Raw genomic sequence first — 20,414 nt, 5'->3', positions numbered from 1 at the left:
CTCATGCCAGATCCTCCACGGCGCGGACGAACTGGTGACCACGGTCTTCGTAATTCTTGAACATGTCGAAACTGGCGCAGGCGGGCGACAGCAGCACCACGTCACCCGGCTGGGCGACCGCGCGGCATTGCTCGACGGCTTCAACCAGCGAACCGGCGCGAATCAGCGGCACCGCGTCGCCGATGGCTGCGCCGATCTTGTCGGAGTCGCGGCCCATCAGGATCACGGCGCGGCAGTTGGCCGCCACTGGATCGCGCAGATCCTTGAACTCGGCACCCTTGCCGTCGCCACCGGCGATCAGCACGACCTTGCCGTCGATGTCCGCGCCCAGGCCTTCGATGGCGGCCAGTGCGGCGCCGACGTTGGTCGCCTTGGAATCGTTGTAGTAACCCACACCGTCGAGATCACGCACCCACTGGCAGCGGTGTTCGAGACCGGCGAAATTGCGCAGGGCATCGAGCATGGCGTCGAACGGCAGGCCGACCGCATGCCCCAGCGCCAGCGCCGCGAGGGCGTTCGCCTGGTTATGCGCGCCGCGCACTTTCAGTTCGCGAACAGGCATCAGGTTCTGGAATTCGAAGGCCAGGTATTTCTCGCCGTCTTCTTCGCGCAGGCCAAAGGCCTTGAAATCCGGTTTGTTCAGGCCGAAGGTCCAGCACGGCTGGCCCTCGCCGATCAGCGGACGGCTGAGTGCGTCCTGACGGTTGACCACAAACTGCTTCGCGCCACGGAAGATCCGGTGCTTGGCCAGGTGATACGCCGGCAGGCCGCTGTAGCGGTCCATGTGGTCTTCGCTGATGTTGAGCACGGTGGCCACTTCAGCGTTGAGCTGGTCGGTGGTTTCCAGCTGGAAGCTCGACAACTCCATCACGTACAGCTCGACGTCGTCGCTGAGCAATTCCAGCGCTGGCGTACCGAGGTTGCCGCCCACCGCCACGCGTTTGCCGGCCGCAGCCGCCATCTCGCCGACCAGGGTGGTGACGGTGCTTTTCGCGTTGGAACCGGTGATGGCCACGATCGGCGCCCGCGCGTTACGCGCGAACAGCTCGATGTCGCCGGCCATTTTCACACCGCGGGCGGCAGCGGCTTGCAGGGCCGGGGTCGCCAGCGCCAGGCCGGGGCTCACGTAGAGCTCGTCGGCACGGCACAGGAATTCGACGTCCAGCTCGCCACAACGCACTTCCACGTGCGGATAGTCACGCTTGAGCGTGGCCAGTTCCGGTGGATTGTCCCGCGTATCGGCGACGGCAAACGACACACCCCGGTTCGCCAGGAAGCGAACCAGGGACATGCCGCTCTTGCCGAGGCCGACAACGATGCGGAAGTGGTCAGAAGCGATCAGGGACACTCGTTCTACCTCAGCTTCAGGGTGGCAAGGCCGATCAGCACGAGAATCACGGTGATGATCCAGAAACGGACGATCACGCGTGGCTCGGGCCAGCCCTTGAGTTCAAAGTGGTGATGAATCGGTGCCATGCGGAACACTCGGCGACCGGTCATCTTGAAAGAAGCAACCTGGATCACCACCGACAGGGTTTCCATCACGAACACGCCGCCCATGATGAACAGGACGATTTCCTGACGGACGATCACTGCGATGGTGCCCAGTGCCGCGCCGAGCGCCAGCGCACCGACATCGCCCATGAACACTTGCGCCGGGTAGGTGTTGAACCAGAGGAATCCGAGGCCGGCACCGATCAGCGCGCCGCAGAACACGATCAGCTCGCCCGCGCCCGGCACGTAAGGAATCAGCAGGTATTCAGCGAATTTCACGTTACCCGACAGGTAGCAGAAGATCCCCAGACCGCCGCCGACCATAACGGTTGGCATGATCGCCAGACCGTCGAGGCCGTCAGTCAGGTTGACCGCGTTGCTCGAACCGACAATCACGAAGTAGGTCAGCACGATGAAACCGGCGCCCAGCGGAATGCTGTAGTCCTTGAGCATCGGCAGGATCAGCGTGGTTTCCACCGGCGTCGCAGCAGTCATATAAAGGAAGATCGCCGCGCCCAGACCGAACACCGACTGCCAGAAATACTTCCAGCGGCTTGGCAAGCCACGGGAGTTCTTCTCGATCACCTTGCGGTAGTCATCGACCCAGCCGATGGCGCCGAACAGCAGGGTCACCAGCAGCACGACCCACACGTAACGGTTGCTCAGGTCAGCCCACAGCAGGGTGCTGACACCGATGGAGGACAGAATCAGTGCGCCGCCCATGGTCGGCGTACCCGACTTGGACAGGTGCGATTGCGGGCCGTCATTGCGCACGGACTGGCCGATCTGACGGTTCTGCAGGGTGCGGATCATCCACGGGCCATAGCACAGCGACAAAACCAGCGCGGTCAGCACACCGAGGATCCCGCGCAGGGTCAGGTACTGGAAGACCGCGAAGCCTTTGTAGAACTGTTGCAGATACTCCGCTAGCAGCAGCAGCATTAATGTTTCTCCAGACTGGACCCGCACAGAGCCGCAACGATGTTTTCCATCGCTGCACTGCGCGAACCCTTGATCAAAATGGTGGTGTTTGTGTCCTGCTCGGCGCCGAGGGCCTGGATCAGTTCGGCTTGCGTGCCGAAGTGATGCGCCTCTTTGCCGAATGCGTTCACGGCGTGGACCATGTTCGGTCCGACCGCGTAAAGCGCGGAAACCTTGCCCCGGGCATATTCGCCCACGTCGCGGTGCCCCTGCTCCGCCCAATCGCCCAACTCGCCGATATCTCCGAGCACCAGGACGGTGCGGCCGGAAAAGCCGGCGAGTATATCAACGGCAGCGCACATGGAGGTGGGGTTTGCGTTGTAAGTGTCATCGATCACGCGCATGCCGTTCTTCGCCAGTTGCGCGACGGTGCGACCCTTGACCGGTTGTACCGCGCCAAGCCCGGTGGCGATGCCGAACAGCGACACGCCCAGAGCGTGCGCGGCAGCAGCGGCGGCCATGGCGTTGGCGACGTTATGGGTGCCGAGCAGGTTCAGTTGAACGTGCTCCACACCTTCAGGTGTATGCAGGTTGAAGGCCGGGCAACCCCGGGCATCGGTGCTCAGGTCGCTGGCGTAGAAATCTGCCTGAGGATTGCTCAGGGAGAAGGTCAGCACCTTGCGTCCGCCGGCGCGGAGCTTCCAGATACCAAACGCCTTGTCATCGAGGTTGAGCACGGCGATGCCATCCGCCGCCAGACCGTCGATGATCTCGCCTTTGGCTTCGACGATTTTTTCCGGCCCGCCGAACTCGCCAACGTGGGCGGTACCGGCATTGTTGAGGATCGCCACGTGCGGCTTGGTCAGCCCGACGGTGTAGGCGATTTCGCCCAGACGCGAAGCGCCCAGTTCGATCACGGCGGCGGTGTGTTCCGGCGCCAGTTCGAGCAGGGTCAGCGGTGCGCCGAGATCGTTGTTCAGATTGCCGCGAGTCGCCAGCACCGGACCGCGAGTACGCAGGATGCTCGCGAGCATTTCCTTGACCGTGGTCTTGCCGCTGGAGCCGGTGATGGCCGCCACTGGCTGAGTGAACGCGGCACGGTTCAACGCCCCCAACTGGCCGAGGGCCTGGCGGGTGTCCTTGACCAGCAGTTGCGGCAGGGTGCTGTCGGGCACTTCACGCTCGACCAGCGCCGCGACCGCGCCTTTGCCGGCGACGTCGTTCAGATAGTCGTGACCATCGAAGCGCGGGCCAGTCAGGGCAATAAACAGTTGGCCAGCGGTGATCGCCCGGCTATCGATGCTGACGCCGTCGAAACTGGCGTCGGTGCTGATCAGACGTGCGTCGAGCACGTTGGTCAGTTCGCTCAATTTCAGGGCCTTAAGCATGAGCCACCTCCCATGCGGTGAGGGCATGATCGGCTTCGACCAGATCGGAGAAAGCGTGACGCTCGCCGTTGATTTCCTGATAGTCCTCATGGCCTTTGCCCGCCAGGACGATCACGTCATCCGCCGAGGCAGCGGCGATCAGTTGGGCGATCGCCTGACCACGACCGGCAACAAAAGTGACTTTATCCACAGCGGTGAAGCCGGCACGGATGTCGTCGAAAATCTGCGCCGGATCTTCCGTGCGCGGGTTGTCATCGGTGACCAGCACGCGGTCGGCCAGACGTTCGACCACTTCGGCCATCAGCGGACGCTTGCCACGGTCACGATCACCACCGCAGCCGAACAGGCACAGCAACTGGCCTTTGACGTGTGGGCGCAACGCGGTCAGAACTTTTTCCAGCGCATCCGGGGTGTGGGCGTAATCGACCACCACCAGCGGTTGAGTGCCGCCACCCAGACGCTGCATGCGTCCGGCCGGGCCTTCGAGTTTCGGCAGCACCTTGAGAATTTCGTCGAGGGCGTAATCCAGACCGAGCAAGGCGCCGACCGCCGCCAGTACGTTGCTCAGGTTGAAACGACCGAGCAGCGTGCTGCGCAGGTGATGCTCGCCCTGCGGCGTGACCAGCGTGGCGCGCACGCCGTGGTCATCGAACTGCGCTTCACGGCAGAACAGGTAGGCGCTGTTGTCGAGCAGGCTGTAAGTGATCAGGCGCGAATCGCGTTTATCGGCGGCCAGTTGCCGGCCGAAATCGTCGTCGAGGTTGACCACGCGGCACTTCAGGTCATTCCAGGCGAACAGCTTGGCCTTGGCCTCGGCGTACGCCTCCATGGTGCCGTGATAATCCAGGTGATCGCGGGACAAGTTGGTCATCACCGCAACGTCGAACGCCAATGCGGTAACGCGGCCCTGGTCCAGACCGTGTGACGAGACTTCCATGGCCACGGCTTTGGCCCCGGCCTTTTTCAGGTCGCCCAGGGTCGCTTGCACGGCAATCGGATTCGGCGTGGTGTGCATACCGCTTTCCAGCGACCCATAGAAGCCGGAGCCCAGCGTACCGACGATGCCGCAGTGCTGGCCGAGCAGATCCAGAGCCTGCGCAACCAGTTGGGTCACGCTGGTTTTGCCGTTGGTGCCAGTGACCCCGACCAGGTTCAGGTGATGGCTTGGCTCACCATAAAAGCGCCCGGCGATATCGGACAGCTGCGAAGCCAGACCTTTGACCGGGATCAGCGGCACTTCGGTGATCGGCAGCACGGTGGCGCCTTCCACTTCATAGGCAACCGCCGCCGCGCCGCGCTGCAAGGCATCGGCGATGTGCGCACGGCCATCGAATTTACCGCCCGGGACGGCGAGGAACAGGTCACCGGCGCGTACGTTGCGACTGTCCAGCGCCAATTCACGGATCAGCAGATCGTGGCCGGCGTGGGGGAATATCTTGTTCAGACTAAGAGACATCAGCCGCGCCCTCCATTGGATTTCAGCGGAACGGCCGGCGTAGCGTTGGCCTGTTGGGTGGTCGGCAGGTTGTCCGGGGTCACGTTCATCAGACGCAAAGTGCCGGACATCACACGGCTGAACACCGGCGCCGAGACCAGACCACCGAAGTAACCGGCCTTGGACGGTTCATCGATCACTACCACGATGGCGTAGCGCGGATCGCTCATCGGCCCGAAACCGGCGAACAGCGAGCGATAGGAGTTTTCGGCGTAGCCCTTGGTGCCTACCGAAGTCTTACGCGCAGTACCCGACTTGCCGGCCACGTGATACGCCGGCACCTGCGCACGGAACACGCCGCGCGGTGCTTCGATCACTTGCTGCAACATGCCCTGCATGGTTTTTGCGACCGCTTCCGGCAGCACCTGGGTGGTCTGCGGCGGCTTGTCGGTTTTGATCAGGGTCAGTGGTGCGAGACGACCGTTGTTGGCCAGCGCCGAGAACGCGTGAACCAGCTGGATCGCGGTCACGGAAATACCGTAGCCATACGACAGCGTCGCGGTTTCAGCCTTGCGCCAGTCACGGTAGTTCGGCAGGTTGCCGACACGCTCGCCCGGGAAGCCGAGACCGGTGTCCTGGCCAAGGCCGACTTTCTGCGCGAGACGGTAAATGGTCTCACCGCCGATATCGAACGCGACCTTACTCATGCCGACGTTACTGGAATTGATCAGGATGCCGGTCATGTCGAGTACCGGACCTTCGGTCTTCGAAACGTCCTTGATGGTGTACTTGCCGATCTGCAGCGAACCCGGGTACACCTCGACGGTGTCGGTCGGTTTCCAGCGGCCGGATTCGATCGCCGCGCTCATCGAGATCGCTTTCATGGTCGAACCCGGTTCGAACACGTCGATCATCGCGCGGTTACGCATCATCGCCGGCTGCAGGTTGCGACGGTTGTTCGGGTTGTAGGTCGGCTGGTTGACCATGGCGAGAATCTCGCCGGTCTTCACGTCCATGATCACCAGACTGCCGGCCTTGGCGCCGTTCTCGATGATCGCGTTGCGCAGTTCGCGGTTGGCCAGGTATTGCAGACGCAGGTCAATCGACAACGCCAAGGGCTTGCCGGCCTTGGCGTTCTTGGTGACCTGGACATCCTTGATCAGCCGACCACGCCGATCCTTGATGACCTGCCGTTTGCCCGGCACCCCGGCCAGCCACTCGTCGTAGGCCAGCTCGACGCCTTCGCGCCCGTGATCGTCAATGTCGGTAAAACCGACCATGTGTGCGGTGACTTCACCGGCCGGATAGAAGCGGCGGAATTCTTCGATGCCATAGACGCCCGGCACTTTCAGGTCCAGCACGGCCTGGCCCTGCTCGGGGGTCAGCCCGCGCACCAGGTAAATGAATTCTTTATTGGCCTGGGCTTCAAGACGCTCGGCCAAGGCTTTCGGATCCTGCCCCAGCGCAGCGGCGAGTGCTGGCCACTTTTCTTTGGCCAGTTGCATTTCCTTGGCGTTGGCCCACAGCGTGGTCACCGGCGTACTGACGGCCAGGGGCTCGCCGTTACGGTCAGTAATCAGACCACGGTGTGCAGGAATCGGGATATGACGAACACTGCGCGCGTCGCCCTGCCCCTTGAGGAAGTCTCGGTCGATCACTTGCAGGTCGATGATGCGCCAGCAGATCGCGGCCACCATGACACCGAGCAGACCGACGACCAGACGGAAGCGCCACGGGAAGAGTGCCCCTTCGAGTTTCATCATGGCGCCACCATCTTCACGTCAGCCGCGCCAGGGATGTGCATTTTCAGTTGTTCGGTGGCCAGCACTTCGATGCGGCTGTGCGCGGTCCAGGTGCTCTGTTCGAGAATCAGGCGCCCCCACTCGGCCTGCGCCTTGTCGCGCACGCTGAGTTCGTTGTAAAGGGTGTTGAGCAACTGGCGGTTCCAGTGCGCGCTGTAAGACACGCCGATGGCCGACACGAGCACGCCGATAAACAGCAGCAACATGATAAAGCTGCCGCCAGGCAGGGGCTTGGCGAAAAGCTTGCTCACCGCAACTTCTCCGCGACACGCATGACAGCGCTACGGGAACGTGGGTTGGCTTTGAGTTCGGCGTCGGAGGCCGTCTGCGCTTTGCCATGGATTTTGATTTTCGGTTCGAACGTCACGTGGCGCACGGGCAGGTTGCGCGGCAGGTTGTCGGCTTCGCCTTTCACCAGTTTGCGCATGAACAGTTTGACGATGCGGTCTTCCAGCGAGTGGAAGCTGATGACCACCAGACGGCCACCGATTTCCAGAGCCTCCAGAGCGGCTTCGAGGCCGGCCTCCAGATCGCCCAGTTCGTTGTTGACGTGAATACGCAGGCCCTGGAATGCACGGGTCGCCGGGTTCTTGCCCTTCTCCCACGCCGGGTTGGCGACTTTGAGGACCTCGGCCAGATCAGCGGTGCGCTCGAACGGCTTGATGTCGCGGCGCTCGGCCACGGCACGGGCCATGCGGCCGGAGAAACGCTCTTCGCCGTATTCCTTGAACACCCGGGCGATTTCTTCCACCGGCGCGGTGTTGACGAATTCGGCGGCACTGATGCCACGGGACGGGTCCATGCGCATGTCCAGTGGGCCGTCATTGAGGAAACTGAAGCCGCGCTCGGCGTCATCCAGCTGCGGCGAAGACACGCCGAGATCGAGCAGGATACCGCTGACCTTGCCGCTCAGACCTTGCTCGGCAACCACCGAACCCAGCTCGGCAAAGCTGCGCTGCACAACGACAAAGCGGCCGTCTTCGGCCGCTAGCGTTTGCCCGGTGGCAATCGCTTGAGGATCCTTGTCGAATCCGATGAGCCGACCGTCCGTCCCAAGCTGGCTGAGGATCAGCCGACTGTGCCCGCCGCGACCGAACGTACCGTCCAGATAGCAGCCATCAGGACGTACGGCGAGAGCCTCGACGGCTTCGTCAAGCAGTACGGTGATGTGGTTAAAGCCGCTATCAATAGTCACAGGATCAAATCACGCAGTTCGTCAGGCATGGCGCCCGGTTGTTGAATAGCAGCAAGGTCAGCGGCAGACACCGCGTTCCATGCATCCTCGTCCCACAATTGGAACTTGTTCAGTTGGCCCACCAGCATCGCTTTCTTATCAAGCTTTGCGTATTCGCGCAGACGCGGTGGAACCAGAAAACGACCACTGCCGTCGAGTTCGAGGTCGACGGCATTACCAATCAATAAACGCTGCAGGCGACGGTTCTCTTCGCGAAGCGAAGGGAGTGCGCGCAACTTGGTTTCAATAATTTCCCACTCGTCGAGCGGGTAGACACACAGGCACGGATCAACGGCATCAATGGTCACGATCAATTGACCGGAACTACGCGAAACGAGCTCGTCACGGTACCGGCTCGGCATGGCGAGACGGCCCTTTGCATCGAGACTGATAGCGTTAGCTCCGCGAAACACGTCAGCGTTTCTCCAATTTTTATCGTTTTGAGCTCAAAAAACCCACTTCATGCCACTTTCCGCCACTTGCGCACACTATAGGAATGCGCCCACCACACCGTCAAGGCGCGGATTAAAGGAAAACCCTTACAGAACGGAGATTTAGGAGCTTAAAAGGAGGGGTAACGACAATTTGGCAGATACTTTCGACCAATAACTTGATGCAGCACTGAAAGCTGCGCTCGGAAGTTAAAGTAATTTGTTAAGAGTAAGATTTTTTCGGTATTACAAAAGCGCTTCTGCTGTTGATTGAAGCAAGGTGGGAAATGGCTATTACTGCATTTGCCGCTGCCGGACTTTAGCGCAGGCCTGCCGATAATAACCAGCCCTGATGCCATTGATTCAAGCAGGGAAAGAAAAAGGTGGAGAGTCGATCTGTAAGCCGGGTTCTGTCTTGAACAGTCATTCGTCTACGATGGCCATCACTGGACATCTTTAGCAACCTACCCGGTCCCAGCGCGGGCCACGCCTTGGGACCCTATTTGGTCTTGCTCCAAGTGGGGTTTACCTAGCCACGAACTGTTGCCAGACGTGCGGTGCGCTCTTACCGCACCTTTTCACCCTTACCGGCGCCGAAGCGCTTAGGCGGTTATTTTCTGTGGCACTTTCCGTAGGCTCACGCCTCCCAGGCATTACCTGGCACTTCGCCCTATGGAGCCCGGACTTTCCTCCCCCCCCTAATTTTCATAGAGGGCAGCGACTGTCCGATCGACTCTCCGCCGCGAAGGTTAACGGCAGAGCGCCCGAAGAACAAGCGCTAATAGCCGTGAAACCTGTCTGCGCGACGGCTTATTCGCCCTTCTGCTGATCCAGTGCGACCTGATAAAGCACGTTTTTGCGCTCACCGGTGATTTGTGCGGCCAGGGCGGCGGCACGTTTGAGCGGCATCTCTTCGAGCAGCAGATTGAGGACGCGCATCGCTTCGCTGCTGACGGCGTCTTCGGACTCCGGTGCAGACCAGCCTGCGACCAGCACCACACACTCGCCCCGCTGCTGATTGCTGTCGGCCTCGACAAACGCACGCAGCTCAGCCAGCGGCAACCCCTTAAGCGTTTCGAACGTCTTGGTGATTTCTCGGGCCAGCAATGCCTGACGCTCGCCACCGAACACGGCTTCCATGTCCTGCAGGCATTCGAGAATACGGTGCGGGGCCTCGTAGAAAATCAGCGTGCGCGGCTCTTCCTTGACCGCTTCCAGACGCGCCTTGCGCCCCACCGACTTGGCCGGCAGGAAACCTTCGAAGATGAATCGGTCGGAGGGCAGACCTGCCGCCGACAGCGCTGCGATCAAGGCACAGGCACCTGGCACCGGCACCACATTGATCCCCGCTGCTCGCGCCTGACGCACCAGGTGATAACCCGGATCGGAGATCAGCGGCGTCCCGGCATCGGAAATCAGCGCGACGTTATCGCCCGCCAGCAAACGGGTAATAAAGCGGCTACCTTCATCACGTTCGTTGTGTTCGTGGCACGCGGCCAACGGCGTCGAAATGCCGAAGTGCTGCATCAACCGCGCCGAGTGCCGCGTATCCTCGGCGGCAATCAGCGCCACTTCGCGGAGGATTTTCAGGGCCCGGGCGCTGATGTCGTCCAGGTTGCCGATGGGCGTCGCCACCACATAAAGCGAGCCAGCAGCGGAATTCAAAGGACCTGGAGCAGTCAAAGCGCACACCTCATGATCGGTAAAAGCCGGCATTGTAGCGCGTCACGAGGCTTGCGATGCGTTCCGGCCGAAGCCGGTTTTGCGCGTCTTTGTGCCGCACAGCAACATTTGCTCCAGCTAAATTGACGGTTTCACACCAGTAACATCGCGCCCCGGCCAGCGCTTGGGTACAATTCCACGCTAATTTGATCGAGTATCAGGAACACTTACATGATCGCTTGCCTGCGGCTGTTCACTGCCCTCTGCCTCGCTGCCTTGCTGGCGGCCTGCGCCAGCTCCCCTTCCTCCAGCCTTGGCGAACTTCCACGGACCCCGGATGCCAGCATCGAGCAACTGCTCGAACAGGCTACCCAGGCCAAGACACCGGAAAAAGCCGCCCTGTTGCGCTTGAGCGCGGCAGACCTGGCTTACCGCCAGGGTAATGCCGGCCAGTCCGCGCAGATCCTGCAACAAGTGCCGATGGAGCAACTCAAGCCAGGCCAGCAGATCTTCGCCAGCACCCTGTCCGCTGAACTGGCGATGACTCGCAATCAGCCGAAAGCCGCGCTGACTGCCCTGAGCCATCCGAGCCTGCAGCATCTGAGCGAAATGCCGGAAGACCAGCAAGTGCGCACCGGCACCGTGCATGCCCGCGCACTGGAAGCCGATGGCCAGACCCTGGCGGCCGCTCGCGAGCGCATCTTCATCGCGCCAATGCTCAAAGGCGAAGCCGCGAGCAAGAACCACGAAGCGATCTGGACCCTGATCGCTTCGCTGCCAACCGATCAACTGCAACCCAATACCTCCGACGACCTCGGTGGCTGGATGGGCCTGGCCCTGGCAGTGAAAACTGCCGGCACCCTGGAACAGCAGCAAGCCGCGATCGATACCTGGCGCGCACAAAACCCGAAACACCCGGCTGCTATCAACCTGCCGCTGCCCCTGACCAAACTCAAGGAGCTGGCCAGCCAGCCCCTGAGCAAAATCGCCCTGCTGCTGCCGCAAGACGGCCCACTGGCCTCGGTCGGCAAGGCCCTGCGTGAAGGCTTCATGGCGGCGCACTATCAAGCGCAACAGGCCGGCCAGAAGCCGCCCGCCATCGAGTTCTACGACAGCTCCAAGCTGACCTCGATGGATGAGTTCTACCGCAAGGCCCAGGCTGACGGCGTGCAACTGGTGGTCGGTCCGCTGGAGAAACCACTGGTCAAACAACTGAGCACTCGTCCGCAACTGCCGATCACCACCCTCGCATTGAACTACAGCGAAGGTGATCAAGGTCCGGCGCAACTGTTCCAGTTCGGCCTGGCGGCTGAAGACGAAGCCCGCGAAGTTTCGCGTCGCGCCCGCGCCGACGGCCTGCACCGTGCGGCGATCATGGTGCCGAAAGGCGAATGGGGCGACCGAGTACTGCGTGCGTTCAGCCAGGACTGGCAAGCCAACGGCGGCAGCATCGTCGCCACCGAACGTGTCGATCAGCCAGTGCAACTGGCCCAGCAGATCGCCGACATGTTCCAGCTGCGTCAAAGTGAGGCCCGCGCCAAGAGCCTGCAGAATGCTGCCGGCACCAACGTAGCCGCACAGCCTTCGCGTCGTCAGGACATCGAGTTCATCTTCCTCGCCGCCACCCCGCAACAGGCGCAGCAGATCAAGCCGACCCTGAATTTCCAGTACGCGGGTGACGTTCCGGTATACGCGACTTCCCACGTCTACAGCGCCAGCGGCGACGTGAACCAGTACAACGACATGAACGGCGTGCGCTTCTGCGAAACCCCATGGCTGCTCGAAGCCAACGACCCGCTGCGCCAGCAAGTCACCGCACAGTGGCCACAAGCTGCCGGCAGTCTTGGTCGCCTGTACGCGATGGGCGTCGATGCCTACCGTCTGGCACCCCGCTTGGGCCAATTGAAAGCTCTGCCGGACAGCCGCATCGAAGGTCAGTCGGGCAGCCTGGGCATGACCCAGACCCAACGTGTAGTGCGGCAGTTGCCATGGGCGCAGTTCGTCAACGGTCAGGTTCAACGCCTGCCGGACACCCCGCGCTGATGCCCGACAGCTCGCACCTGCAAAGCGGTAAAGATGCCGAGCGCCAAGCGCTCGAGCATCTGCAACACCACGGTCTGCGCCTGCTGGCGCAGAACTGGTCATGCAAACGGGGCGAGCTTGATCTGGTCATGCTTGATGGCGATACAGTAGTATTCGTCGAAGTCCGCTACAGAAAAAACACTCAATGGGGTGGCGCGCTCGCTAGCATCGATGAGCGCAAACGGCAAAAACTGATTTTCGCCGCACAGTATTTTCTTCAGCGCGAGTCACGCTGGGCCGATTCCCCTTGCCGCTTCGACGTGGTGGCCATCGACAGGCACCCGGATCAATTGAACTGGTTGCAGAATGCGTTCGATGGTTGATTCTCTGCACACCACCCCGGACACTTTCACCGACAATTTTTGCTCTTTGCTTTGCGGGCTGCACATTCACGTGCCGAACAGCCGCGCCACTTAAGGTCACACAGATGGACATGCAATCCCGAATTCGCCAGCTTTTCCAGGCCAGTATCGACACCAAGCAACAGGCGATGGACGTACTTGCACCGCACATCGAGCAAGCCAGCCAGATCATGGTCAACGCCCTGCTCAACGAAGGCAAAATGCTTTCGTGCGGCAACGGTGGCTCTGCCGGCGACGCCCAGCACTTCTCCTCGGAGCTGCTCAACCGCTTCGAACGCGAACGCCCGAGCCTGCCGGCCATTGCCCTGACCACCGACAGTTCGACGATCACCTCGATCGCCAACGACTACAGCTACAACGAAGTGTTCTCCAAGCAGATCCGCGCACTCGGGCAACCGGGCGACGTACTGCTGGCGATTTCGACCAGCGGTAACTCGGCGAACATTATTCAGGCGATCCAGGCCGCACATGATCGCGAAATGATTGTCGTAGCATTGACCGGACGCGATGGCGGCGGCATGGCGTCATTGCTATTGCCCGAGGACGTCGAGATTCGCGTACCGGCCAGCGTCACTGCACGTATTCAGGAAGTCCACCTGCTGGCGATCCATTGCCTTTGCGATCTGATCGACAGCCAACTGTTCGGGAGTGAAGAATGACCCCTAATCGCCTTGGCCTTCTGGCCTTGACCCTGTGCCTCGGCATCAGCGGCTGCACCTCGGTGGTGAATGCCAGCCGTGAAGCGCCGATTGAAGACGACCGCGGCACCCGAACCTTCGGCAGCAAAATCGACGACTCGCTGATCGAGACCAAAGTCGGCGTCAACGTGGCCAAGGCCGACCCAGGCCTGGACAAGGACTCGCATATTGTCGTCACCAGCTTCAACGGCGTGGTGCTGCTCGCCGGCCAGACGCCGCGCGAAGACCTCAAGGCCAAGGCCGAACAGGCCGCCGCCAACGTCCAGCGCGTGAAGAAGGTGCACAATGAGCTGCAAGTGATTGCGCCGTCGAGCTTCCTCGCCCGCCAGAACGACGCCTGGCTGACCACCAAGATCAAGACCCAGATGCTGACCGATGCCAGCATTCCCGGCTCGCGCATCAAGGTCGTGACCGAGAATGGCATCGTCTATCTGCTGGGCCTGCTGACCAAGCAGGAAGCGCAACAGGCGACCAACCTGGTGCAGAGCGTTTCCGGTGTGCAGAAAATCGTGAAGCTGTTCGAATACATCGACTGAGGTGCACTTCTGTAGGAGCTGTCGAGTGAAACGAGGCTGCGATCTTTTGATCGTCAAAAACAAGATCAAAAGATCGCAGCCTTCGGCAGCTCCTACGTAATAAAAAAGGCGACCCTTTCGGGTCGCCTTTTTTATTACTTCACCACTTTCAAACTTGGCCGACCGCTTGGGCGCGGCGGCTCGCTGTCCGGTGGCGGCAAGTCGTCATCGGGTTCGATATCGTCTTCGTCATCCATCGGCGACTCGAGATCGAAGACCATGCCCTGACCATTCTCCCGGGCATAGATGCCCAGAATCGCACTGATCGGCACATACAGACTGTGCGGAACGCCACCAAAGCGACCCTCGAAGGTCACCACGTCGTTGTCCATGTGCAAGTGACGCACGGCACTGGGCGAAATGTTCAGGACGATCTGCCCGTCACTGGCAAAACCCTGCGGCACCTGCACCGCCGGGTATTCGGAATTGACCAGCATGTGCGGGGTGCAATCGTTATCCACAATCCACTCGTAGAGCGCGCGGACCAGATAAGGTCGACTGGAGTTCATAGCGGCTCCTTAAGCCTTAGCGCATATCGCGTTCGACGCCAGACAGACTCGCCTGGAAAGCCTCACGCGCAAACTGGCGCTCCATATAATCAAGCAGCGGCTTGGCCGGCCGCGGCAGTTCAATACCCAGAATCGGCAAACGCCAGAGTATTGGCAATAGGCAGCAATCCACCAGACTTTGTTCCTCACTGAGGAAAAACGGCTTGTCGGCAAACAGCGGCGACACGCCCGTCAGGCTTTCACGCAATTCCTTGCGCGCCACGACACGCGCGGCCTCCTTGGTTTTCGGATCAAGAATCAGATCCACAAGACCACACCAGTCACGCTGAATACGGTGAATCAGCAGACGGCTGTTGGCACGCGCCACCGGATAAACCGGCATCAGTGGCGGATGCGGGTAACGCTCATCCAGATATTCCATCACCACGGTCGACTCCCACAACGCCAGGTCGCGATCGACCAGCGTCGGGAGACTGCCGTAAGGGTTCACCTCAATCAGTTTAGGCGGCTGGCGACCAGCTTCCACGTAAATGATTTCGGCGCTGACACCCTTCTCTGCAAGCACGATGCGCACTCGGTGGGAATAGTGGTCGGCGGGGTCGGAGTAACAGGCCAACCGATTGGTCACGCCCATGGCGATCCTCCTCGCTTGTTGAAATTATCGGAACCGGAAAAACGCGCGCGCCCAGAGGGCGCCTCACGCACTGCCTGGCGAACCAGGCGTTGCGTTTTCAGAGGCACCCTTGGGCGCGCGCGATTAACAGCAATGCTTGAAGCGTATCAGTGCACGTCTTTCCAGTATTCACGCTTGAGCAGATAGGCGAACACAAAGAAGAACGCCAGGTACAGCAAGACGTAAGTACCGATGCGCTGATGTTGCAGCTTAACCGGGTTAGCCGAGTAAGCCAGGAAGGTTACCAGATTCTTGACCTTCTCATCGAACTGCTCTTCGTTCAGAGCACCGGTTTTCGGCACGATGGTCAACTGATCGCACGCTTCATGCGTCAACGGCGTACCGGTCAGCGGATCGTATTGCTTCTTGCCGTCCTCGACGATCTGCACTTGCTTGCAGCCCACCACCTGACGCCCTTGCAGGCCGACCAGCACGTTAGGCATGCCGACGTTCGGGAAGACCTTGTTGTTCACGCCCCATGGGCGCGCCGGATCTTCGTAGAACGAGCGCAGATAACCGTAGAGCCAGTCGGTGCCACGCACGCGCGCCACCAGGGTCAGGTCCGGCGGTGCTGCACCGAACCAGGTCTTGGCGTCAGCCGGTTGCATACCGATGTTCATGTGGTCACCGATCTTGGCACCGGTGAAGACGAGTTTTTCCAGCATCATGTCATGCGGGATCCCCAGGTCATCGGCAACGCGCTCGTAACGCTGGAACTTGGCACTGTGGCAACCCATGCAGTAGTTGGCAAAGGTACGCGCACCATCCTGCAGGGCAGCCTTGTCGGAAACGTCGATGTCGACTTTTTCCAGATCCGGACCGTGTTCGGCAGCAAAAGACAGCACAGGCAGAGCAGCAAAAATCAGAGCAAAAAATAACTTTTTCATCAGCCAGTCACCCTTTCCGGAACCGGTTTGGTCTTCTCGAGCCTGGTGTAGAAAGGCATCAGAATGAAGTAAGCGAAGTACAGAAAGGTGCAGACCTGCGAGATCAGCGTGCGCTCAGGCGTCGGAGCCAGAACACCGAGAATGCCGAGGATCACGAACGCGACGCAGAACACCAACAACCAGACTTTGCTCATCCAGCCCTTGTAGCGCATCGATTTCACCGGACTGCGATCAAGCCACGGCAGCACGAACAGCAAGGCAATCGACGCCCCCATGGCGATAACGCCCATGAGCTTGTCCGGGATTGCCCGCAAGATTGCGTAGAACGGTGTGAAGTACCAGACCGGTGCAATGTGCTCTGGAGTCTTGAACGGGTTGGCTTGCTCGAAGTTTGGCTTTTCGAGGAAGTAGCCGCCCATTTCCGGGAAGAAGAACACAATGAAGCAGAAGATGAACAGGAACACCACCACGCCGACGATGTCTTTCACGGTGTAGTACGGGTGGAAGGCGATGCCGTCCAGCGGGATGCCGTTTTCGTCTTTGTGCTTCTTGATGTCGACGCCATCAGGGTTGTTCGAGCCAACTTCGTGCAGCGCCAGAATGTGCAACACCACCAGACCGAGGATCACGATCGGCAGGGCCACGACGTGCAGGGCGAAGAAGCGGTTCAGGGTGATCCCGGAAATCAGGTAGTCACCACGAATCCACTGGGTCAGGTCGTTGCCGATGACCGGAATCGCACCGAACAGCGAGATGATCACCTGGGCCCCCCAGTAGGACATCTGACCCCACGGCAGCAGATAACCCATGAAGGCTTCAGCCATCAGCGCCAGGTAGATCAGCATGCCGAATACCCACACCAACTCGCGGGGTTTCTGGTACGAACCGTAGAGCAGGCCACGGAACATGTGCAGATAGACCACGATGAAGAACGCCGAAGCGCCGGTGGAGTGCAGCAGACGCAGGATCGAGCCGTACTCGACGTCGCGCATGATGTATTCGACGGAAGCGAACGCCTCTTCTGCCGACGGCGTATAGCTCATCGTCAGCCAGACACCGGTGACGATCTGGTTGACCAGCACCAGCAGCGCCAGCGAGCCGAAGAAATAGAAGAAGTTGAAGTTTTTTGGCGCGTAATACTTGCTGAGATGGTCTTCCCACATTTTGGTCGCAGGGAAGCGCGCATCAACCCAATCCATGAACTTGCTCATCACGCTTTCTCCGTATCGACGCCAATGACAATCAGGTCATCGGTCTCATAGGAATGCGGGGGAACTGGCAGGTTCAAAGGCGCAGGTTGCGACTTGTAGACGCGGCCAGCCAGATCGTAGTGGGAACCGTGGCAAGGGCAGAAATAGCCACCGACCCAGTCTTTACCCAGATCCGCAGGTGCCACTTCGGGACGGAAGGTTGGTGAGCAACCCAGGTGAGTGCAGATACCGATCAGCAGCAGAATTTCCGGCTTGATCGAACGCACTTCGGGGTCGACATAGGTAGGTTGCGTGGAGTTTTTGGAAGTCGGATCGGAGAGCTGGCCCTCGATCTTCTTGAGATTCCCCAGGATTTCCGCAGTACGGCGGACAATGAACACCGGCTGGCCGCGCCACTCGGCAATCATCTGCTGTCCTGGCTCGATCTTGCTGACATTCACTTTCACCGGTGCACCGGCGGCTTTCGCCTTGGCACTGGGAAACCATGACCCCACGAACGGGACCGCAGCCCCCACCGCTCCTGCAGCACCCACCACGGATGTGGCTGCTACCAAGAAGCGACGCCGGCCTGCATTCACGCCGTCATTGCTCATTCAGTCCTCTCCCATCAGCTTTTGTGGCCTGTTAAATCAGGCATCTACTAAATAAATCAATGTTACTTATAAAAATTTTGCCGAGATGGTAATGAAAAGCCCCAATTCTGACAAGGGAATTACCCGGAGCTCCCACCCTCAAGCCTTGTAGTATAGGGGGTCTACGAATGTGGCAAGTTGTCACAGCGCAATTCTTCAATAAATCGCAGGCATAAAAAAACGCCCGGTTCCGTGAGGAATCGGGCGTTCTTTTTTGAACGTGGAAACGAATTAACGCTTCGAGTACTGCGGACGCTTACGCGCTTTACGCAGACCAACTTTCTTACGTTCAACTTCACGGGCGTCGCGAGTAACGAAGCCAGCTTTGCGCAGAGCGCTACGCAGGGTTTCGTCGTAGTCCATCAGAGCGCGAGTGATGCCGTGGCGGATTGCGCCAGCCTGACCACTTACACCACCGCCGATCACGGTGACGTAGATGTCGAATTTCTCGACAGTCTCGGTCAGCTCCAGCGGCTGACGAACTACCATGCGGGCAGTTTCGCGGCCGAAGAAGTTATCCAGCGAACGGTTGTTGATGGAGATGTTACCAGTACCCGGACGCAGGAAAACGCGTGCGGTTGCGGTCTTGCGACGGCCAGTGCCGTAATTTTGAGTCGCCGACATAATGAACTATTCCGTTAAATCTTCAGTTCTTGGGGCTGCTGAGCAGTATGAGGGTGTGCAGCGCCCGCATAGACTTTCAGCTTACGGTACATGTCGCGACCCAGTGGGTTTTTAGGCAGCATGCCTTTAACCGCGGTCTCGATCACGCGCTCAGGGGCTTTGGCGATCAGCTTTTCAAAGTTGATCGACTTGATGCCGCCCGGGAAACCGGAGTGGGAGTAGTACATTTTGTCAGTGGTTTTAGCGCCGGTAACACGGATCTGCTCGGCGTTGATTACGACGATGTAGTCGCCAGTGTCAACGTGAGGAGTGTATTCAGGCTTGTGCTTGCCACGCAGACGGCTCGCGATTTCGGTGGCCAGACGACCCAGGGTCTGACCAGCAGCGTCGACGACAAACCAGTCGCGCTTTACTGTTTCCGGTTTAGCAGTAAAAGTTTTCATTCTTTATAGCCTCAGGGGCCGCCTGTAAATAAGACGGCGGATCTTACTGAATAGTGCGTACTTTGACAAGTCAAAGGCAGCCGGATACAGACGCTTTCGGGGGCTCGGGTCGGCGCGTCCGTTCAACGGCAAGATTCTTCGGCGGCGGCGCATCACTTCCACTGCAGAAAGAGGTCGGCAATTATGCAGATTGCGAAAAATTTTTCAACCTGCTTTTATGATTGTTTTGCCCAAGGAGCACCCGATGGACTATCGCCAGCTAGGCCGGACCGACCTGAACGTGAGTGCAATCTGCCTCGGCACCATGACCTGGGGCGAGCAAAACACTGAAGCTGAAGCCTTCGCCCAGATCGAACGGGCCAAGGAAGCCGGGATCAATTTCATCGACACCGCCGAGATGTACCCGGTGCCGCCGAAAGCCGACACCTACGCCACCACCGAACGCTACATCGGCAATTACTTCAAAACTCGCGGCGACCGCGCCGACTGGATTCTCGCCAGCAAGATCGCCGGCCCCGGCAACACCATCGACTACATCCGCGACAAGAACCTGCGCCACAATCGCCAGCACATTACCGCTGCGGTGGATGCCAGTCTCGAGCGCCTGCAGACCGATTACATCGACCTCTACCAACTGCACTGGCCGGAGCGCAGCACCAATTTCTTCGGCCAGTTGGGTTACAAGCACAAGATCGAAGCCAACCTGACGCCGCTCGAAGACACCCTCGAAGCCCTCGACGAACAAGTGAAGGCCGGCAAGATCCGTCACATCGGCCTGTCCAACGAGACGCCGTGGGGCACCATGCGTTTCCTCGCCCTGGCCGAAGCCCGTGGCTGGCCGCGCGCGGTGTCGATCCAGAACCCGTACAACCTGCTCAACCGCAGCTTCGAAATCGGCCTGGCGGAAATCGCCATTCGCGAACAGTGCGGCCTGCTCGCGTACTCGCCGCTGGCGTTCGGCTTCCTGTCCGGCAAGTACGAAGGTGGCGCTCGCCCGCCGAAAGGCCGTCTGAGCCTCTACAGCCGCTTCAGCCGCTATTTCAACCCGCAATCGGAGGCTGCTTGCAGCCGCTATGTGGCACTGGCCCGGGAACACGGTTTGGATCCGGCGCAGATGGCGCTGGCATTCGTCACCCAGCAACCGTTCGTCACCAGCAACATCATTGGTGCGACCACGCTGGAGCAACTGGACAGCAACATTGCCAGTTTTGATCTGAAACTTTCCGATGAAGTGCTGGCCGGGATTGAGGCGATTCACAAGGATCATCCGAATCCGGCGCCTTGATAGCCCGTTAAAAGCTTCGCGAGCAGGCTCGCTCCCACAGGTACGGTAATCCCTGTGGGAGCGAGC

21 protein-coding genes and 1 other RNA gene are annotated in these 20,414 nt (G+C 59.9%); 5 read left to right on the top strand and 17 right to left on the bottom strand.

Features of this window, described 5'->3' with window-relative positions; genetic code table 11:
* Position 1: 1 nt before the first annotated feature.
* From murD to rsmI, 10 genes are all read right to left on the bottom strand, one after another.
* Positions 2 to 1,348, bottom strand: coding sequence for a UDP-N-acetylmuramoyl-L-alanine--D-glutamate ligase (gene murD / locus LCH64_RS21350; RefSeq protein ID WP_045122625.1), 1,347 nt, complete (start codon positions 1,346 to 1,348; stop codon positions 2 to 4).
* 5 nt (positions 1,349 to 1,353) lie between these two features.
* Positions 1,354 to 2,436, bottom strand: a complete 1,083-nt coding sequence (gene mraY / locus LCH64_RS21345) for a phospho-N-acetylmuramoyl-pentapeptide-transferase (protein WP_003228019.1) — start codon at positions 2,434 to 2,436, stop codon at positions 1,354 to 1,356.
* Positions 2,436 to 3,803 (bottom strand): UDP-N-acetylmuramoyl-tripeptide--D-alanyl-D-alanine ligase, encoded by a 1,368-nt coding sequence (gene murF, locus LCH64_RS21340; protein ID WP_226501180.1) that lies wholly within the window; start codon positions 3,801 to 3,803, stop codon positions 2,436 to 2,438. The genes mraY and murF overlap by 1 nt, the downstream gene beginning before the upstream one ends.
* Entirely contained in the window at positions 3,796 to 5,259 is a 1,464-nt protein-coding gene (locus LCH64_RS21335; protein ID WP_226501179.1) for a UDP-N-acetylmuramoyl-L-alanyl-D-glutamate--2,6-diaminopimelate ligase, read from the bottom strand. The genes murF and LCH64_RS21335 overlap by 8 nt, the downstream gene beginning before the upstream one ends.
* The gene (locus tag LCH64_RS21330; protein WP_226501234.1) at positions 5,259 to 6,998 is read right to left on the bottom strand and encodes a penicillin-binding protein 2; all 1,740 of its coding nucleotides are present in this window, start codon (positions 6,996 to 6,998) and stop codon (positions 5,259 to 5,261) included. Before LCH64_RS21330 ends, LCH64_RS21335 begins: the two co-directional genes overlap by 1 nt.
* Positions 6,998 to 7,291 carry a cell division protein FtsL gene (gene ftsL, locus LCH64_RS21325; RefSeq protein ID WP_003228022.1) on the bottom strand — a complete coding sequence of 98 codons (294 nt, stop codon included), beginning with the start codon at positions 7,289 to 7,291 and terminating at the stop codon, positions 6,998 to 7,000. The genes LCH64_RS21330 and ftsL overlap by 1 nt, the downstream gene beginning before the upstream one ends.
* Entirely contained in the window at positions 7,288 to 8,229 is a 942-nt protein-coding gene (gene rsmH, locus LCH64_RS21320; RefSeq protein WP_226501233.1) for a 16S rRNA (cytosine(1402)-N(4))-methyltransferase RsmH, read from the bottom strand. The genes ftsL and rsmH overlap by 4 nt, the downstream gene beginning before the upstream one ends.
* Positions 8,230 to 8,231: 2 nt before the next feature.
* Complete coding sequence (mraZ, locus tag LCH64_RS21315) at positions 8,232 to 8,687, bottom strand: division/cell wall cluster transcriptional repressor MraZ (RefSeq protein ID WP_003228026.1); 456 nt, start codon at positions 8,685 to 8,687, stop codon at positions 8,232 to 8,234.
* A 401-nt stretch (positions 8,688 to 9,088) separates the two neighbouring features.
* An RNA gene (rnpB, locus tag LCH64_RS21310) (RNase P RNA component class A) lies at positions 9,089 to 9,442 on the bottom strand.
* Between the two features lie 73 nt (positions 9,443 to 9,515).
* The gene (rsmI, locus tag LCH64_RS21305) at positions 9,516 to 10,421 is read right to left on the bottom strand and encodes a 16S rRNA (cytidine(1402)-2'-O)-methyltransferase (protein WP_080593268.1); all 906 of its coding nucleotides are present in this window, start codon (positions 10,419 to 10,421) and stop codon (positions 9,516 to 9,518) included.
* Positions 10,422 to 10,598: 177 nt separating this feature from the next.
* Between rsmI and LCH64_RS21300 the strand changes: the two genes are divergently transcribed.
* From LCH64_RS21300 to LCH64_RS21285, 4 genes are all read left to right on the top strand, one after another.
* On the top strand, positions 10,599 to 12,410 hold the full coding sequence (locus tag LCH64_RS21300; RefSeq protein ID WP_003228032.1) for a penicillin-binding protein activator: 1,812 nt from the start codon (positions 10,599 to 10,601) through the stop codon (positions 12,408 to 12,410).
* Positions 12,410 to 12,772 (top strand): YraN family protein, encoded by a 363-nt coding sequence (locus tag LCH64_RS21295; protein WP_003228044.1) that lies wholly within the window; start codon positions 12,410 to 12,412, stop codon positions 12,770 to 12,772. Before LCH64_RS21300 ends, LCH64_RS21295 begins: the two co-directional genes overlap by 1 nt.
* Before the next feature lie 104 nt (positions 12,773 to 12,876).
* Positions 12,877 to 13,470, top strand: a complete 594-nt coding sequence (locus tag LCH64_RS21290; protein ID WP_226501178.1) for a phosphoheptose isomerase — start codon at positions 12,877 to 12,879, stop codon at positions 13,468 to 13,470.
* Complete coding sequence (locus LCH64_RS21285) at positions 13,467 to 14,045, top strand: BON domain-containing protein (RefSeq protein ID WP_007961621.1); 579 nt, start codon at positions 13,467 to 13,469, stop codon at positions 14,043 to 14,045. Before LCH64_RS21290 ends, LCH64_RS21285 begins: the two co-directional genes overlap by 4 nt.
* A 134-nt stretch (positions 14,046 to 14,179) precedes the next feature.
* Here the strand turns inward: LCH64_RS21285 and LCH64_RS21280 are convergent, their stop codons facing one another.
* The 7 genes from LCH64_RS21280 to rplM form a co-directional block, all read right to left on the bottom strand.
* Positions 14,180 to 14,593 (bottom strand): ClpXP protease specificity-enhancing factor, encoded by a 414-nt coding sequence (locus tag LCH64_RS21280; RefSeq protein ID WP_003228047.1) that lies wholly within the window; start codon positions 14,591 to 14,593, stop codon positions 14,180 to 14,182.
* Between the two features lie 16 nt (positions 14,594 to 14,609).
* Positions 14,610 to 15,227 carry a glutathione S-transferase N-terminal domain-containing protein gene (locus LCH64_RS21275; protein WP_003228048.1) on the bottom strand — a complete coding sequence of 206 codons (618 nt, stop codon included), beginning with the start codon at positions 15,225 to 15,227 and terminating at the stop codon, positions 14,610 to 14,612.
* 146 nt (positions 15,228 to 15,373) lie between these two features.
* The gene (locus tag LCH64_RS21270; RefSeq protein WP_003228049.1) at positions 15,374 to 16,153 is read right to left on the bottom strand and encodes a cytochrome c1; all 780 of its coding nucleotides are present in this window, start codon (positions 16,151 to 16,153) and stop codon (positions 15,374 to 15,376) included.
* Positions 16,153 to 17,364, bottom strand: a complete 1,212-nt coding sequence (locus LCH64_RS21265; RefSeq protein WP_003228050.1) for a cytochrome bc complex cytochrome b subunit — start codon at positions 17,362 to 17,364, stop codon at positions 16,153 to 16,155. The genes LCH64_RS21270 and LCH64_RS21265 overlap by 1 nt, the downstream gene beginning before the upstream one ends.
* Positions 17,364 to 17,957, bottom strand: a complete 594-nt coding sequence (petA, locus tag LCH64_RS21260) for a ubiquinol-cytochrome c reductase iron-sulfur subunit (protein ID WP_003228055.1) — start codon at positions 17,955 to 17,957, stop codon at positions 17,364 to 17,366. Before petA ends, LCH64_RS21265 begins: the two co-directional genes overlap by 1 nt.
* Before the next feature lie 270 nt (positions 17,958 to 18,227).
* Positions 18,228 to 18,620: a 30S ribosomal protein S9 gene (gene rpsI, locus LCH64_RS21255; protein WP_003228056.1), complete on the bottom strand. Its 393-nt coding sequence runs from the start codon at positions 18,618 to 18,620 to the stop codon at positions 18,228 to 18,230.
* Between the two features lie 14 nt (positions 18,621 to 18,634).
* The gene (gene rplM / locus LCH64_RS21250; RefSeq protein WP_003228062.1) at positions 18,635 to 19,063 is read right to left on the bottom strand and encodes a 50S ribosomal protein L13; all 429 of its coding nucleotides are present in this window, start codon (positions 19,061 to 19,063) and stop codon (positions 18,635 to 18,637) included.
* A gap of 244 nt (positions 19,064 to 19,307) precedes the next feature.
* Here rplM and LCH64_RS21245 point away from each other — a divergent pair, with 244 nt between their 5' ends.
* Positions 19,308 to 20,348, top strand: a complete 1,041-nt coding sequence (locus LCH64_RS21245; RefSeq protein WP_226501177.1) for an NADP(H)-dependent aldo-keto reductase — start codon at positions 19,308 to 19,310, stop codon at positions 20,346 to 20,348.
* The last annotated feature ends 66 nt before the right edge of the window (positions 20,349 to 20,414 follow it).

Source organism: Pseudomonas sp. MWU16-30322, assembly GCF_020515535.1.
GTDB lineage: Bacteria > Pseudomonadota > Gammaproteobacteria > Pseudomonadales > Pseudomonadaceae > Aquipseudomonas > Aquipseudomonas fluorescens_H.
This window is presented reverse-complemented; position numbering and strand designations above follow the sequence as displayed.